General features: G+C 63.6%; 17 protein-coding genes. 7 read left to right on the top strand and 10 right to left on the bottom strand.

The features are described 5' to 3' along the window. Nucleotides 1-49 precede the first annotated feature (49 nt). The 4 genes from uvrA to JQ641_RS15010 are packed head-to-tail and all read left to right on the top strand — an operon-like array spanning nt 50 to nt 3,927. Entirely contained in the window at nt 50-3,031 is a 2,982-nt protein-coding gene (gene uvrA, locus JQ641_RS15025; RefSeq protein ID WP_211996735.1) for an excinuclease ABC subunit UvrA, read from the top strand. A gap of 57 nt (nt 3,032-3,088) precedes the next feature. Continuing rightward, entirely contained in the window at nt 3,089-3,379 is a 291-nt protein-coding gene (locus JQ641_RS38865) for a DUF4258 domain-containing protein (RefSeq protein ID WP_502754965.1), read from the top strand. Next, nucleotides 3,379-3,591 (top strand): hypothetical protein, encoded by a 213-nt coding sequence (locus JQ641_RS15015; protein WP_211996733.1) that lies wholly within the window; start codon nt 3,379-3,381, stop codon nt 3,589-3,591. Before JQ641_RS38865 ends, JQ641_RS15015 begins: the two co-directional genes overlap by 1 nt. A 12-nt stretch (nt 3,592-3,603) precedes the next feature. Next, nucleotides 3,604-3,927, top strand: a complete 324-nt coding sequence (locus tag JQ641_RS15010) for a hypothetical protein (RefSeq protein WP_211996732.1) — start codon at nt 3,604-3,606, stop codon at nt 3,925-3,927. Nucleotides 3,928-3,984: 57 nt separating this feature from the next. Here the strand turns inward: JQ641_RS15010 and JQ641_RS15005 are convergent, their stop codons facing one another. From JQ641_RS15005 to JQ641_RS14985, 5 genes are all read right to left on the bottom strand, one after another. Beyond that, nucleotides 3,985-4,317 (bottom strand): PRC-barrel domain-containing protein, encoded by a 333-nt coding sequence (locus JQ641_RS15005; protein ID WP_211996731.1) that lies wholly within the window; start codon nt 4,315-4,317, stop codon nt 3,985-3,987. 215 nt (nt 4,318-4,532) lie between these two features. Then, nucleotides 4,533-5,459, bottom strand: coding sequence for a YVTN family beta-propeller repeat protein (locus JQ641_RS15000; protein ID WP_211996913.1), 927 nt, complete (start codon nt 5,457-5,459; stop codon nt 4,533-4,535). 103 nt (nt 5,460-5,562) lie between these two features. Further along, nucleotides 5,563-6,105: an SRPBCC family protein gene (locus tag JQ641_RS14995; RefSeq protein ID WP_211996730.1), complete on the bottom strand. Its 543-nt coding sequence runs from the start codon at nt 6,103-6,105 to the stop codon at nt 5,563-5,565. 157 nt (nt 6,106-6,262) lie between these two features. Further along, nucleotides 6,263-6,466, bottom strand: coding sequence for a hypothetical protein (locus tag JQ641_RS14990; RefSeq protein WP_211996729.1), 204 nt, complete (start codon nt 6,464-6,466; stop codon nt 6,263-6,265). A 146-nt stretch (nt 6,467-6,612) separates the two neighbouring features. Next, on the bottom strand, nt 6,613-7,605 hold the full coding sequence (locus JQ641_RS14985; protein ID WP_211996728.1) for a hypothetical protein: 993 nt from the start codon (nt 7,603-7,605) through the stop codon (nt 6,613-6,615). A gap of 268 nt (nt 7,606-7,873) precedes the next feature. Here JQ641_RS14985 and JQ641_RS14980 point away from each other — a divergent pair, with 268 nt between their 5' ends. Further along, on the top strand, nt 7,874-8,077 hold the full coding sequence (locus tag JQ641_RS14980; protein WP_211996727.1) for a hypothetical protein: 204 nt from the start codon (nt 7,874-7,876) through the stop codon (nt 8,075-8,077). A gap of 991 nt (nt 8,078-9,068) precedes the next feature. Here the strand turns inward: JQ641_RS14980 and JQ641_RS14975 are convergent. Both JQ641_RS14975 and JQ641_RS14970 read right to left on the bottom strand, forming a co-directional pair. Then, nucleotides 9,069-9,926 carry a PCC domain-containing protein gene (locus JQ641_RS14975; RefSeq protein WP_211996912.1) on the bottom strand — a complete coding sequence of 286 codons (858 nt, stop codon included), beginning with the start codon at nt 9,924-9,926 and terminating at the stop codon, nt 9,069-9,071. A gap of 35 nt (nt 9,927-9,961) precedes the next feature. Further along, on the bottom strand, nt 9,962-11,539 hold the full coding sequence (locus JQ641_RS14970) for an acyl-CoA synthetase (RefSeq protein WP_249150466.1): 1,578 nt from the start codon (nt 11,537-11,539) through the stop codon (nt 9,962-9,964). Between JQ641_RS14970 and JQ641_RS14965 the strand changes: the two genes are divergently transcribed. Next, complete coding sequence (locus JQ641_RS14965) at nt 11,525-11,938, top strand: hypothetical protein (protein ID WP_211996931.1); 414 nt, start codon at nt 11,525-11,527, stop codon at nt 11,936-11,938. The genes JQ641_RS14970 and JQ641_RS14965 overlap by 15 nt on opposite strands. A gap of 113 nt (nt 11,939-12,051) precedes the next feature. On the opposite strand, the gene JQ641_RS14960 is transcribed toward JQ641_RS14965, so the two are convergent. Together JQ641_RS14960 and JQ641_RS14955 are read right to left on the bottom strand one after the other, a co-directional pair. Continuing rightward, a complete protein-coding gene (locus JQ641_RS14960) occupies nt 12,052-12,456 on the bottom strand; it encodes an SPW repeat protein (RefSeq protein ID WP_211996725.1) in 405 nt (134 codons plus the stop codon). 145 nt (nt 12,457-12,601) lie between these two features. Continuing rightward, a complete protein-coding gene (locus JQ641_RS14955) occupies nt 12,602-13,546 on the bottom strand; it encodes a tetratricopeptide repeat protein (RefSeq protein WP_211996724.1) in 945 nt (314 codons plus the stop codon). Nucleotides 13,547-13,641: 95 nt separating this feature from the next. On the opposite strand from JQ641_RS14955, the gene JQ641_RS14950 reads away from it, so the two are divergent. Beyond that, nucleotides 13,642-13,911: a GNAT family N-acetyltransferase gene (locus tag JQ641_RS14950; protein WP_211996723.1), complete on the top strand. Its 270-nt coding sequence runs from the start codon at nt 13,642-13,644 to the stop codon at nt 13,909-13,911. Nucleotides 13,912-14,061: 150 nt separating this feature from the next. Here JQ641_RS14950 and JQ641_RS14945 read toward each other — a convergent pair whose 3' ends face one another. Further along, nucleotides 14,062-14,850, bottom strand: a complete 789-nt coding sequence (locus JQ641_RS14945; protein WP_211996722.1) for a fumarylacetoacetate hydrolase family protein — start codon at nt 14,848-14,850, stop codon at nt 14,062-14,064. Between the last annotated feature and the right edge of the window lie 75 nt (nt 14,851-14,925).

The following is a 14,925-nucleotide window of genomic DNA, read 5'->3' as shown; positions in this document are numbered from 1 at the left end:
GCCATGCGCGCCCAACGTGGCGCGCCTCCACGCGCCTGGAAATGCCGATATGGATGAAGTGCTGAGGGCGAAGCGCCAAACCAACGCCGGCTCGGGAACGCGCGCGATTACGATCCGCGGCGCGCGCGAGCACAATCTGAAAAACATCGACGTCGAGATTCCCCGCGACAAGCTCGCGGTGTTCACGGGCTTGTCCGGCTCCGGCAAATCCTCGCTCGCCTTCGACACCATCTATGCCGAGGGCCAGCGCCGCTACGTCGAGTCGCTCTCGGCCTATGCGCGCCAATTCCTCGAGATGATGCAGAAGCCGGATGTGGACCAGATCGACGGCCTGTCGCCGGCGATCTCGATCGAGCAGAAGACGACGTCGAAGAACCCGCGCTCGACCGTTGGCACCGTCACCGAGATCTACGACTACATGCGCCTGCTATGGGCGCGCGTCGGCGTGCCCTATTCGCCCGCGACGGGCCTGCCGATCGAGAGCCAGCTGGTGTCGCAGATGGTCGACCGCGTGCTGGCGCTGCCGGAAGGCACCAGGCTCTATCTGCTGGCGCCGGTCGCGCGCGGCCGCAAGGGCGAATACAAGAAGGAGCTCGCCGAATACCTCAAGAAGGGCTTTCAGCGCGTCAAGATCGACGGCAGCTTCCATGAGCTCGCCGAGGCGCCCACGCTCGACAAGAAATTCCCGCACGACATCGACGTCGTCGTCGATCGCATCGTGGTCCGCCCCGACATCGGCCAGCGCCTCGCCGAAAGCTTTGAGACCGCGCTGAAACTGGCCGAAGGGTTGGCGGTCATCGAATACGCCGACGCGCCCGCGGCTGCCGAGGAAAAGAAGTCCGACAAGAAGACCGCAAAGATCCACGACAAGAGCGGCCCGGAACGGATTCTGTTCTCGGAGAAATTCGCCTGTCCGGTATCCGGCTTCACCATTCCCGAGATCGAGCCCCGGCTGTTCTCGTTCAACAACCCCTATGGCGCCTGCCCGGCCTGCGGCGGCCTCGGCGTCGAGCAGCATATCGACGAGGACCTCGTCATCCCCGACAAGGAGCTGACCTTGCGCAAGGGCGCGATCGCGCCCTGGTCCAAATCGTCCTCGCCCTATTACATCCAGACGCTGACCGCGCTCGGCAAGTTCTACAAGTTCACGCTCGACACCAAGTGGAAGGACCTGCCGAAGAAGACCCAGGCAGCGATCCTGCACGGCTCCGGCGACGACGAGATCAAGTTCTCTTATGAGGACGGGGTGCGCTCCTACGACACCAAGAAACCGTTCGAGGGCGTCATCACCAACCTCAACCGCCGTTTTCGCGAGACCGAGAGCGAATGGGCGCGCGAGGAGCTGGCAAAGTATTTCTCCGACATCCCCTGCGAAGGCTGCCACGGCTACCGGCTGAAGCCGGAGGCCCTGTGCGTCAAGATCGGCGGCAAGCATATCGGCGAGATCAGCGAACTCTCGGTGCGCCGCGCCGGCGAATGGTTCGAGAGCGTGCCCAAGGCGCTCAACGCCCAGCAGAACGAGATCGCCATCCGCGTGCTGAAGGAGATCCGCGAGCGGTTGTCGTTCCTGCTCGACGTCGGCCTCAATTACCTGACGCTGTCGCGTTCGTCCGGCACGCTCAGCGGCGGCGAAAGCCAGCGCATCCGCCTCGCCTCCCAGATCGGCTCGGGTCTTACGGGCGTGCTCTATGTGCTGGATGAACCTTCAATCGGCCTGCACCAGCGCGACAATGCGCGGCTATTGGAAACGCTGAAGCGGCTGCGCGACCTCGGCAACACCGTGATCGTGGTCGAGCATGACGAGGACGCCATTCGGCTGGCCGATTTCGTGCTCGACATAGGCCCCGGCGCCGGCATGCATGGCGGCCACATCGTCGCGCAGGGCACGCCCGCCGAGGTGATGGCCAATCCGAAGTCGCTGACCGGCAAATATCTCACCGGCGAATTGTCGGTGGCGATCCCCGAGCGCAAGCCACCGAACCATCGCCGCACCATCAAGGTCATCAACGCCCGCGGCAACAATCTGAAAAACGTCTCGGCGGAAATTCCGCTCGGCCTGTTCACCGCCGTTACCGGCGTCTCCGGCGGCGGCAAGTCGACGCTGCTGATCGACACGCTCTACAAGGCGATCGCGCGAAAACTCAACAACGCCAGCGAGGGCGCCGCGCCGCACGACCGCATCGAGGGGCTGGAGCATATCGACAAGATCATCGACATCGACCAGTCGCCGATCGGCCGCACCCCGCGTTCCAACCCTGCGACCTATACCGGCGCCTTCACGCCGATCCGCGAATGGTTCGCCGGCCTGCCCGAAGCCAAGGCGCGCGGCTACGAGCCCGGGCGCTTCTCCTTCAACGTCAAGGGCGGCCGCTGCGAGGCCTGCCAGGGCGACGGCGTCATCAAGATCGAGATGCACTTCCTGCCCGACGTCTACGTCACCTGTGACGCCTGCAAGGGCAAGCGCTACAACCGCGAGACGCTGGAAGTCCTGTTCAAGGGCAAGAGCATCGCCGACGTGCTCGACATGACGGTGGAAGAAGCCGCCGAATTCTTCAAGGCCGTCCCGCGCGTCCGCGAAACTTTTAAAACCCTGCACCGCGTCGGCCTCGACTACATCCATGTCGGCCAGCAGGCCACGACGCTGTCCGGCGGCGAAGCCCAGCGCGTCAAGCTGGCAAAAGAACTGTCAAAGCGCGCGACAGGACGCACGCTCTACATCCTGGACGAGCCCACCACGGGCCTGCACTTCCACGACGTCGCGAAACTGCTGGAAGTGCTGCACGAGCTGGTGTCGCAGGGCAACACGGTGGTCGTGATCGAGCACAACCTCGAAGTCATCAAGACCGCCGACTGGGTCATCGACCTCGGCCCCGAAGGCGGCGACGGCGGCGGCGAAATCGTCGCCTGGGGCCCGCCCGAGGACATCGTAAAGGCGCCAAGGAGTTACACCGGCAAGTTCCTGGAGCCGGTGCTGAAGCGGGCGGCGGGGAAGCCGAGGAAGAGTAGCGGGGCGAGTGAGGCGGCGGAGTAGACAACCAGACGTGAGGAGAGCCATTTGAGCGATACGCTCACTCAGATTCAGGCTCTCGTGACGCGGAGTTTGCTCCGCATTTCCGATCACGGCTATGACGAACTCGCCAAGGATGATATATCGGTAACTGAGGTACTGACTGGTATCGATACCGCTGTTGTTGTCGAGGATTATCCGGCGGCAATGCGAGGACCTAGCGTTCTCGTTCTACAGTGGGACACTTTTCGGAGGCCGGTTCATGTGGTTTGGGCAATCCCCAAGGATCAATCGGAACCTGCGGTACTAGTCACGGCATACCGACCCGACCAAGAGCGATGGTCATCTAACTTCATGCGACGGAAGAAATGATGCTCCGAAAAACCATCAAACTCATTCACGAAGGCCGCTATGCGGCAGAAGTCCCGGTTGAGCTCATCGAGGACGATACCGGGTGGTCGCCATACCTTTCCTTGGAAGATGCACAGAAGCTTGATGCAGTCCGGCTGGCGTTGCGCAGAGGTGAAATCGCGGAAGCCGCAAAGCATGGCCGGGTATTCGAATTGACGCCAATTTCCGCTTAGCAGGTTAGGCCCGTGCCTAGCCCGATTTACACCTTATTCCGCAATGCGATCCTGGCCGAACAGCAGGTGGTCTGCACCTATGAAGGCCGCCATCGCGAATTGTGCCCGCATATCCTGGGTCTCAACAAGCGTGGTGAGGAAGTCGTGCTGGCGTGGCAATTTGCCGGACCAAGCAGCGGCAAGCTGCCGCAGTGGCGGTGCCTGCGGCTTGCCGACGTCAGAAATGCCAATCCGCGTAACGGGCCATGGCACGCGGGAGGCTCTCACCGTACCGAGCAAACTTGCGTCAACAGCATCGACCTCGACATCAATATTCACGTGCGCAAGCTGCGGTAGCGCGGCCGGCCGGTGCCCCGGGCGTCCCTTTGCAGTAACGCGCCGCTCGCCCTCGCTCTACACCGTCCAATAATGCGGATGCGGGTACGATTTTGAGCGGTCGCCCCAGTCGAAGCCGTCTTCGTCGAACTCGGACGGGCCGGCGCGCAAATCGTCCAGCGTCAGCTCGACCACGAAGGCCTGGCGCGCGGGATCAAACCTGAGGGCGTCCCACCGCACCGGATAATGGTGATGGGTGGCGAGCAGCCCGCCGGTTCTTATCACGGCATACGCGACGGTTCCGCGCACCTTGTCCAGCATCAGTCGTTCGATCGTGCCGAGTTTTGCGCCGTCTCGTCCGTAGACGTTCGCGTGCTCGACGCGATCACTGGGCACCAGGGTATGCGGCATGGCATCCTCCCTGTTTTTCTCTGTTCTCCAGCCAAATGTAGCACCAATGAGCCGGACATGCGCGCGCCCGGCAGCCGCGGCGCACGGACGCATGTAGTATGGGTCGAGCGCAGCGAAACCCATCAGTCCCGCGCGCGGAGGGATGATGGGTATCGCGGAGCCTGTCATCGGGCGCGCATTCGCGCGACCCGTTGGCTCCACCCATCCCACGACCTCTACCGTCGCAAAAACATCCCGAACGCCCGCGGCCCGTCGCCGACCTTGATCTCACCGGTCACCTTCAGCTGGGCCGCATCGATCACGCTGATCGAGTTGCTCTCCCAGTTCGCCACGATGATCTGCTTGCCGTCCGCCGTCGCCGCGATCCCTTCCGGATAATCGCCGACATTGATGCGCTTGACCGGCGCAAGCGTTGCGAGGTCGAACACGCTGACGGTGCCGTCATACTGGTCGCTGACGAAGCCGCGGCCCTGGGCAAGTGCGACCGCGTAGGGGCGCAGGCCCGTCTTCACGCGTCCGATTTCGCTGCCGGCGGCGATGTCGATCACGGAGACGTCGTTGGATCCGACATTGGCGGTGTAGGCCCGCCGGCCGTCCGCATCGATCGTGATGCCGAACGGGCGCGTGCCGACCTTGATGACCGCCCGGCGTTCGCGCGTCGCGGTATCGATGACGGATACGCTGTCGGCATCGCGGTCCGCCGACAGCAGCAGCCGCCCGTCCGGTGTTACCGCAAGCCCCGACGGCGATGCGCCGACCGCGATATCGGCGACCACGCGCTGCGATTTCGGATCGATCACCCGCACCGCCGCGGCGTACCAGTCGGCGACATAGACCGCGCCGCCATCCGGCGCCACCGCAACACCGAGCGGACCGCCACCGACATTGATCCTGCCGACGACCTGGCGGGCGGCGGCGTCGACCACGGTGAGCGCCTTGGCGTCGGGGCTCGTCACATAGGCGAAGCGTCCGTCCGGCGTGATGGCTACCCCTGCCGGCTTGCCGCCGATCGCGATGGTCGCAACCGGCCGCGACGTCGCGAGGTCGACGACCGTGAGATTTTCGCTGAGCTGATTGGTGACGAACGCCTCCTCGGCCCGGGCGGCCCAAACCGTGCCGATGCTGGCGACCGCAGCCGCCAGAACGACATAGCGTTTTCCAGCGAAACCCTGCCCCGCACTTGATGCGGGGTGGACCCGGTTCGCGCTCAGAAAACGCGTCAAGACAAGACTCTAGCCCGCACGATCAGCTTCCGCTTTCGACCTTCTTCTTGAGCGCCTCGAGGCCAGCCTTGTAGAGCCCGCTCACCGCCTTGATGGCGGCCTGGTCGCTCAGCTCCGGCGGCGGATCGTTGTTGGGAAAACCGCGGTAGAACGCGCCGGCCCACTCCAGGCTGCTTCCCTTGCCGTCGGCGCTGGGCGTGACCGTCAGGGTGGACGAATAATTGGTGACCGGCAGCACCTTCACGTCGACGGCCGTGATCCGGTAGGAATAGGTCATCTTCTCGGCATCGTACTTGTAGAGTTCCTCATCGACGGTCGCACCACCAGCCAGCGTCAGACGCCGCGTGGCCTCGATCGCGTTGCCTTTCGTGCCCTCGGTCTTGCCGACCGGCGGCAGCCAGCTCATGTCCTGAAAATTCCCGATCGCAGCCCAAACCTTGGCCGGCGGCGCGTTGATCTCGATCGATTCCCGAACCTTCTGGCGGGTCGGCCCGTGCGCCCAGGCCACCCCCATCACTGCCAGCGCCGCCACCACGGCCCCCACCTTCGCGGTCGTCGTCCTCATGTCGTTTCCTCTTGGTCGTTATGGCCGCGCAGGCGCGCGGCGGCGTTATGGCAACGCATTTTCATACCAAAGGAGGCTGGTTTGTGGCGCCGCCGAAACGCGCGGCGTATTCCACCTGGGGGCACCGCCCGTGCGCAATACACCTCGCTATCGCGCCCTACTTCTCCCGCTTCTCCAGCGACGTCGCGATCCGCTCCAGAAACCCGTTCATCCGCCGCGTCTCTGCGACCTGCTGCTCGTAAAGCTCGATCATGGTCGAGCCGGACGATCCACGCGCCTGCATGCCGTTGCGGCGCGCGAACCAGAACCACACGCCGATCAGCAACACGAACGGCAGCCACGCTACCGCGAAGATATCCATTCATTCATGACAAACGTCTCCGATTTCACTTCCGATCGCCAGGCGGCTTGATGATTGTAACGCACGGCGCAAGGGCGCATGGCCGGTCAAGCCGAAGTGCCCGCACGACCTTTGTAGCGGCTCGGCGCCTCGACGTTCACCGCCCCTCACCCGGTCGAGTCCACCAGGATGGCGATGATGCCGATGAGCGGCACCAGGAATGTGATCGCCTGCCAGAGCGAGCCGTCGATCGACCAGGCGCCGTAGATCTCGCGGCTTCCCGGAATTGGCCTCGCAACCGGCAGCGAGGACGGCCGCTCGTTCCGGAACGCTTTCCATCGCGCCTCGACCGGCTCGCGAACCTGTTTGGGCGGAATGGAGAACAGCTCGTGATGCAGCACCATCTGCATCGACGAACCCTTCGGCGATTCCTTGGGCGATTCCTTGGGCCAGAACACCTGATCCCAGCCGCCGTGGTGATACCTGTCGACGAGCCACTCTGCCAGCTCACGCCCGGGGCCCATCATGAAGCCACGCTTCGGCAGGATGTGCGCCTCATAGAACTCCTGCGATATCACCACGACCGTCAGGTCCTGATAGCGATAGGGAATGCCCGAGGCGGGCATCGTCTCAAGCGCCTCGACGCCCCGCACCTCGTGCCATGGGATAAAGAGGTCCCTGAGCCAGGTAGCGTGGAAGGCGATGCCCGCGGGCGAGAGCATCAGCACCGGCCTTGCGGGCCTGAGGTGCCGGTAGAGCGCATGGGTGATCCAGCCGATGCCGCCGGCGATCAGCATCCAGCCGAACAGGTTTGTCGGCAGCTTTGTCCACAGGCCCGGGTGGAAGAAATCGGCGGGCACGTTCCAGACCAGCACCATCACAGCGAGAACGACGAGCGCAGCGGCCAGCAGCCGTGTCGCCATCGTGCGCCCCTCGAACATCCGCTCGAATGCGTAAATCGCCAGCGCCACAACGGCCGCGGCGGCCATCAGCAGGCCGAAGACCGTCGGAACGCCCGCCCCCGGCGGCCTCGGCTCGACATAGACCACAAAGGCCAGACCGGTGAGGCAGAACAGCAGCGCCAGCGGCATTCTTGCCATGGCCCATCGGTCCCGGCTGTATTCGACGATGCGGGAGATGTCGGCCGGCGCTGGCTCCATGAGTGGGGGTTCCCAACCGGATCGGGCAAACCAGGACGGAAGTTCGCAAAAGAGCCCGCACGATCTTTGTAGCGCTTCGCCGTCTCGACGTTCAGCGGCCCTGCCGAAGATATGTCGCGGACATGCCGATGACGCGAACGACCAGAGATTGGGAGTGCAGCGTGGCCGGACTTCGAATGTGCCCGAAGTCACAGAGCACCGCGACCGCTTGGCGTAGCCCCTATCATCGCGGCGGGAATGGTCTCGCCCAGACAAAGAGGGGAATGACATGACCAATCTGAACAACGACATTCGCGAACTCACAACGGACGAACTGAATGGCGTCAGCGGCGGACGGTCCGATCTTGGGCAGCAACTTCAGCTCGCGCTTCAGGAAGCGAACAACATCTATACGCGGACCTCGAAAGCTCAGTCGGACATGAGCTCAAAATGGTCCCAGACCCTCGACGGCATCGCCCAAAATTTGAAGTAACGAGTCCAGAGGTCGCCCACGCCTCCTCCGTCATTCCGGGGCGCGCCTCTTGGCGCGAACCCGGAATCCATCAGGCGGCACAGGCCGACGCCCGATGGATTCTCTGATGTGCAATTGCACATCATGGCTCTCGCTACGCGAGCCCCGGAATGACTGCCTAATTTAGACGCCGTCCTATCCTCGTCATTGCGAGCGCAGCGAAGCAATCCATATCGCGTCAAGTCGAGGCATGGATTGCTTCGCGGAGCCTGTCATCGGGCGCGCATTCGCGCGACCCGGTGGCTCGCAATGACGGCGTGGGACAGAAGTGCGACAAATTAACCCGACGGGCAAAATTCCACTTTCCTCGTCGGGCAAATCATCTCTACGAATTTGCGCATCCCGTCCCACTCAGAGGGCGTCGGCCGTCGTCACGACGAGGGGCGGGTTGCGATGGACGTAACAGTTGCGATTGACGGTCGCGGCTGAAGCGTACGGTGAAAGCGTGTGGTCCTGGCGCCCGTAACGGCGTCAAGTCCTTAAGGGAGCCAACGCTTCCGAGGGACGACGGTGGCAATTGAGACCGTCTCACCGGGGAGAGCGCGCCATAAGCCGTAAAGCCATTGCGCAGGGAATGTCGGATGCTCTCCGCTGCCCTGTATGCTCATGTGCAGCATTCTTATGCACAATCGCACATGAGACCGCGGGTGCAGCGCGCATCCGGCATTCCCTGCGCCCTCTGAATTTTGAGGGCAAGGAGTTTCCAGGTAAACCTCGGGCGCAATGCGCCGCGAGAACGCGGACGTATGTTTACCCGTCATCCTGAGGTGCGAGCGTAGCGAGCCTCGAAGGATGAATCGGCCACAGCCGGGCCGTCGCCCTTCGAGGCGCGCAAGAGCGCGCACCTCAGGATGACGGGTTGAGAGCTGAGCGCTTCACGCGCAATGACGGCGGCGGCTGTTTGACATCTGAATCAGCAACAGGCGCGAGCCCGCGAGTGCTCCCACGCTGATCAAATCACTTCGAGCACCAGCTCCATCGTCATCAGCACCGGATTGTCGCCGCGCATCAGCCGGCCTTCGGCGATGCCGCCGAGATAATCCACCAGCGCGATATCCAGCGTCGCCTCCAACGTACCGTCGGCGGTCGACGTGATGGTGCCGGAACGGATCGCAAGCTCGGTCGCGAACGGCACGACGGATCGGCCATCGGTGAACTGCGCGCCGATCGTGCTGCCGACCCCGCCATGAATGCGGGCCTGAAATATCCCGTGCTGCCGGCAGAATGCTTCCAGCGCGCAGGCGAAATCCTGGTTCGGCCGCAAGCGCAGCGCAAAGGCCCGGCTCGTGGCGTCGGCACCGGTCGCCTCGCGCGGCACCGGCCCGAACAATTTGAAATTGGTCTCGCTATCCACCTCGGCGGCAAAGGCAGCGCCATCGATCCCGAACGCTTCCACCGCGAACGGCTCGGCGACGATACTCTCCTCGGGCAGGATATGACCGCCATGCAGGTCGCCATCGGTCTCGGTCCACAGGCCGTGGCAGTGGAAGAACGGCGCACCGTCGCGCTCGCCAAGAGTCATCGCCGCGAACTTGAGCTGCGTGATGCCTTCGGGCCGGAACGTATCGCTGTAGAACGCGGCATTGGCGCCGGTCTTCGACAGCGCCGGCATCACATAGGCAAACGGCCCGAGCGCCCCGCCCCGCATGCTCAGCACGCCGCCAGCAAATCCGGCCTCGGCAAAGCCGCGACGCGCAGCTTCCAGCAGCGGCAGGCCGGCTTGGAGCGTGAAGGAGAACGCGCGGCCGCGCGCCTCGACCCACTGGATGCGTTCGGGGTTCGGAGGACCGGGCTGCGCGATGCTACGCATCGCCTCGGGCGCCGGCCGATTTGCCTTCGCCGCCGTCATCGTGGCGCGTCTTCCTTGGTGAGGTCGAGCAGCCCGCGCGCCTCGAGTTCGTCGCGCACCAGCCGCTTCGGAATCTTGCCGTAACCGGATTTCGGCAGCGCCTCCCAGAAGAAGAAGCGCTTCGGCATTTTGTAGCGCGGCACCTTCGGCGACAGGAACGCGGCGAGCTCGGCTTCGGTCACCGCGGCGGCCCCCTCGCGCGGGACGCAGACGGCAACGCCGACCTCACCCCAGAACGGGTCGGGCACCCCAAGCACGGCGACCTCGCCGATCCCGGGATGGGTCAATATCTTCTCCTCGACCTCGCGCGGATAGATGTTCGATCCGCCCGAGATGTACATGTCGGAGGCGCGGCCGGTGATGTAGACGAACCCCTCCTCGTCCATATGGCCGAGATCGCCGGTGCGGAACCAGCCGTCGCGAAACGCCTTCGCGTTGGCATCAGGATTGTCGTAATAGCCGGCGAACACGGCGGGGCCGATCACGCAGATCTCGCCGGTCTCGAACGGCTTGAGCTCTCGCCCGTCATCGCCCTGGATCGAGACCTGCATGCCGGTGCGCTCGAAGCCGCAGGTGCCGATCCGCGCCTGCGGAGAGTCCTCGGGGTCGTGCAGATTGGCCGGCATGACCGTGATGTTGCCGGTGACTTCGCCGAGCCCGAAATACTGCACCAGCACCTTACCCAGCTTGTTCAGCGCGGCCTTCTGGTCCTCGCGGTACATCGGCGCGCCGGCATAGATGATGAAGCGGAGCGAGGAATGATCGTAGCGGTCGACCGCGGGATGCTCGACCATCATCTTCAAAATGGTCGGCACCGTAAAAATGTTGCTGACGCGATGCGCCTCGATCAGGCGGAACGCCTCGTTGATGTCGAACTTCTCCGACGGCAGCAGGATGGTCGGCACGCCCCGTGCGGCCTGCACCAACTGGTGCACGCCGGCGCCGTGCGACAGCGGCGCCACCACCAGCGAGGCGTCCTGTTCGGTGGTGCCGGGCATCAAATCGGCGAGATGGTTGGTGACCACAAAGGCCATCTGGCCATGGGTCAGAACTGCGGCCTTGGACCGGCCGGTCGTGCCGGAGGTGAAGAAGAACCAGCAGGGGTCGTTATAGTCGACCGCGGTATTGGCAAAACTCTCGCCGGCATGCGCCGCAATGGCGGCGCTGACGGATTGCTCGCCAAAGGCGCCCTCGCCGATCCGCCAGATGAACTCCAGCGCCGGGTTGGCGGCCGCGGCGGCGTGCTCCGGGAAATCGCCGTGGCACAAAAAACCCTTGGCGCCGGAGGCGGTGGCGAGATAGGCGACCTCGTCCGGCATCAGGCGGAAATTGGTCGGCACCCAGACCACGCCGAGCCGGAACGCCGCAAACATCGACCAGAACATCTCGTCGCAATTTTTGGAATGCACCAGCAGCCGGTCGCCCTTGACGAGGCCACGCGCCGCCAACGCTGCGGCCAGCGCCGAGACGGCGCGATCGATCTCGCGCCAGGTCCAGGTCCGGTCGCCATAGATAAAACCGGTGCGATCGCCATGGCGGCGGGCGTTGTGGGTCACCAGATGCGCCAGATTCATCATCCGGTTCGACATCCGCACGAGGCCGCCGCGCGGCGCGGCTGTGGTTGCGGTTCCCGTCATGTCGGCACCGCCGCACTGCACAAGCCAAGCAAAATCATCATCGTTACGCTTCTCAAACCTGATCTGAATGTCCCGGCCCGGACGTTAGCAGAAAGCCCGGCCTCTGCCAGCGCGTCCGGGCGTCCCGGTTCCGGCTGCGAGCTTATAGACGCGGCTGCAGGGCTGGCTCATGGTGCCCTCAGCCAAAAACGCCGTTGGGAGATCATGATGGCCAATGAAAAAGGCCCGAACATCAAAAAGAAGCAGAAATGCAAGAATTGCGAGGGCAAGGGCCTGGTGAAGAAGGGCGACAACGTCGTGAAATGCCAGCGCTGCAAGGGGACCGGCGTGCGCTGACCTCCCGATTTTCCTGAACCGTAGCCGTGGCCGATCCGGCAGGTATTGGCCGCCCCACCTCGCGGAAGACCAGCGGACCTGCCGATCGCGGACCGGCAGGTCCGTGGCAAGATCTACTGCGGATGGTTGGCGAGTTCCTGGTCGGTCAGGCGCCAATCCTGCCACAGCTGAAGCGCGCCGAGCAGAGCCACGACTGCGCCGAGTATCGCGTGCCAGGCCGGGAGAAACGCGTCGCCGGAATAGCCGAAAATCCACGGTGAAGCGATCAGCCAGAGCCCGAGGACGATCTCCGCCACCTCCTCCCAGCGCTGCAACGCGACATATTCCAGCTGGGCGAGGCCGAATACCAGCATGCCGACCACGAACGTGTTGAGGATCATGGTGCTGCGATCGGCAGTCATGACCTCGTTGGCGGGCTGCAGGGGAAACCAGGGCGACACCACGATCAGCACGCCAAGCAGCATGCCGAACCAGTCTTCCCACGATCGATGCTTACTGAAGAAACGAAAGTCCGACATAGTAAACCTCCCTGGAAAAAGAGGCATACGTCAGCGGCCGGCTATCCCTGACATCTCCGATCTCGAACCATATCCGGCCGCATCGGGGCGTATGTCTTGCAAAAGACGTAGGTACACCCTAACCGGTTGCAAGACCACGAACCATCTATTGGACTGCGCCAAGTTGCTGCAGGCCCTCGCGGGCGGTGCGCAGGCTGGGGTTGATCTCCAGGGCTTTGCGGAAATCCGCAATCGCCCCCGCCTTGTTGCCCAGCCGCATCTTGGCCTGGCCGCGGTTATTCCAGGAATAGGCGTCGGCCGGATCGTATTGCAAAGCCTTGTCGTAATCGGCAATGCCGCGCTTGGTATCGCCCTGGTACAGCCGGATCATGCCGCGGTTGCGCCAGCCCCGGGGATCGGTCGGCGCGATTTTCGCCGCCGCGCCGTAATCGGCGGCGGCACGCTCCAGTTGCTCGGTATCGCGGTAGACATTGCCGCGGTTGATATAGGCCAGCACGTCAGGCTTCAGCTTGATCTGCACGCTGTAGTCGGCGATCGCACGGGCCGTGTCGCGCTTGCGGTGATGGAGATAGCCGCGATTGCCATAGGCGATGGCGAGCGACGGGTTGTGTTTGATGGCGGCGTCGAAGTCGGTCAGCGCGCGATCGAGGTCGCCTTTGCCGAACCATGCGTCGCCGCGGTTGTTGTAGGCCAAAGCGAAGGTCGGATCGATGCGGAGCGCCGCGTCATAGTCGGCCATGGCGTGATCGAGATCGCGCTTGAAGGCATGGACCCGTCCGCGATTGGTGTAGGCGCAGGCATAGTCCGGATCGAGCTTGATCGCCTCATTGAGATCGGCCATGGCGGCGTCGAGGTCACGCTTCTCGGTAAGGCCGTGGCCGCGGTTGCAATAGGCGCCGGCGAGCCTCTTGCCGGTCTCGGTCTTGCCATCGATCACGACGCTGCAGGCCGTCACCCTCTCATTCGGCGCCGTGGTTGTGCCGATGCAGGCCTGCCAGTTCCGGTCACCTTCCGCCGACGCCGCGGGCGGTTGCGCGAGCATCGTGGCGGCACCCAGCAACGATGCGGTCAGGCAGGTCAAAATGCGCATGTTGTCACCCCGGCAAGCGATTTTCCCGTTGGTCGCTCGTTTGCATCACCGGGTTCACATGCCTAAAATGCTGTGAATTGCATGGAACCTCTCGCATGACCGTCCGCGACAACAAGGCCCAAAACCGCTTCGAACTCGACGTCGAGGGCGCGGTGGCGTTTGCGAATTATCGGCTGACCCCGTCGGCTGTCATCATCACCCATACCGAAACGCCAAGGGCGCTGCGCGGCCGCGGCATTGCCTCCGAACTGGTCAAGGGCGCGCTGGAATTGATCCGCGCCGACGGCCACAAGGTGGTCGCCGGCTGCGGTTTTGTCGTCGACTATCTGCAGAAGAATCCGCAGTTCGCTGACTTGACGGCCTAACCTCTCGTCGTCCGGCCTTGAGCTCAGATGCGCAATTGCGCATCGGGGGACCCATACCGCGTGATGCTCGTTTGGCGGAAGGTCGCTAACGCCAGCATTCTCACCGATAGGCCGCGGCGTATGGGTCCCGGCCTTCGCCGGGACGACGACCTAGACAATCTTGATCGACATATCCGGCAGCCCTTCCAGCTTGCACAGCAGCACGTCACCCTTCACGACCGGACCGACATTTTCGGGCGTGCCGGAATAGATGATATCGCCGGCCTTCAGCTCGAAGGCATCAGACAATTTGGCGATCTGCTCGGCGACGCTCCAGATCATGTTCTGCAGGTTGGAGTTCTGCTTGACGGTGCCGTTCAGCGCCAGCGAGATTGCGCCCTTGGTGAAATGGCCGGTCTTGGCGGCGGGGTGGATCGGGCCGAGCACCGCAGAACGGTCAAAACTCTTGCCGATCTCCCAGGGCTTCTTCTCGTCGCCCAACGCGCGCTGCAGATCGCGCCGCGTCATGTCGAGGCCGAGCGCATAGCCATAGACGTGATCGAGCGCCTTCTCCGCCGGGATGTTGGTGCCGCCCGACTTGAGCGCTGCCACCAGTTCAACCTCGTAGTGATAGTTCTTGGTCAGCGAGGGATAGGGATGATCGGCGACGCTGCCGACCGCGACGTTCTGGATCGCATCCGTCGGCTTCTGGAAAAAGAACGGCGGTTCGCGGGTCGGATCGGATCCCATTTCACGCGCATGCGCGGCGTAGTTGCGCCCGATGCAGTAGATGCGGCGGACCTGATACACGTCGGTCTCGCCGACGATCGGAATGGTCGTCGCCGGTACCGGAAACATCGACTTCGGGCCGGCCTGCGCCGCGGCCGGAGCGCTTGCCGCCGCCCCCGCCAGCGCGATCGCCCCCGTCGTTAGAATGGTTCTGCGGTCGAGGTTGTTCATGATGATCTCCTTGGTTCGCGTTTCTCGTTCAGGCTGTCTCTACAGCGTTTCCGCACAAATTGCATGGCACCTGCG

This window comes from Bradyrhizobium sp. JYMT SZCCT0180 (assembly GCF_018130165.1).
In the GTDB taxonomy this organism is placed as follows: Bacteria; Pseudomonadota; Alphaproteobacteria; order Rhizobiales; family Xanthobacteraceae; genus Bradyrhizobium.
This window is presented reverse-complemented; position numbering and strand designations above follow the sequence as displayed.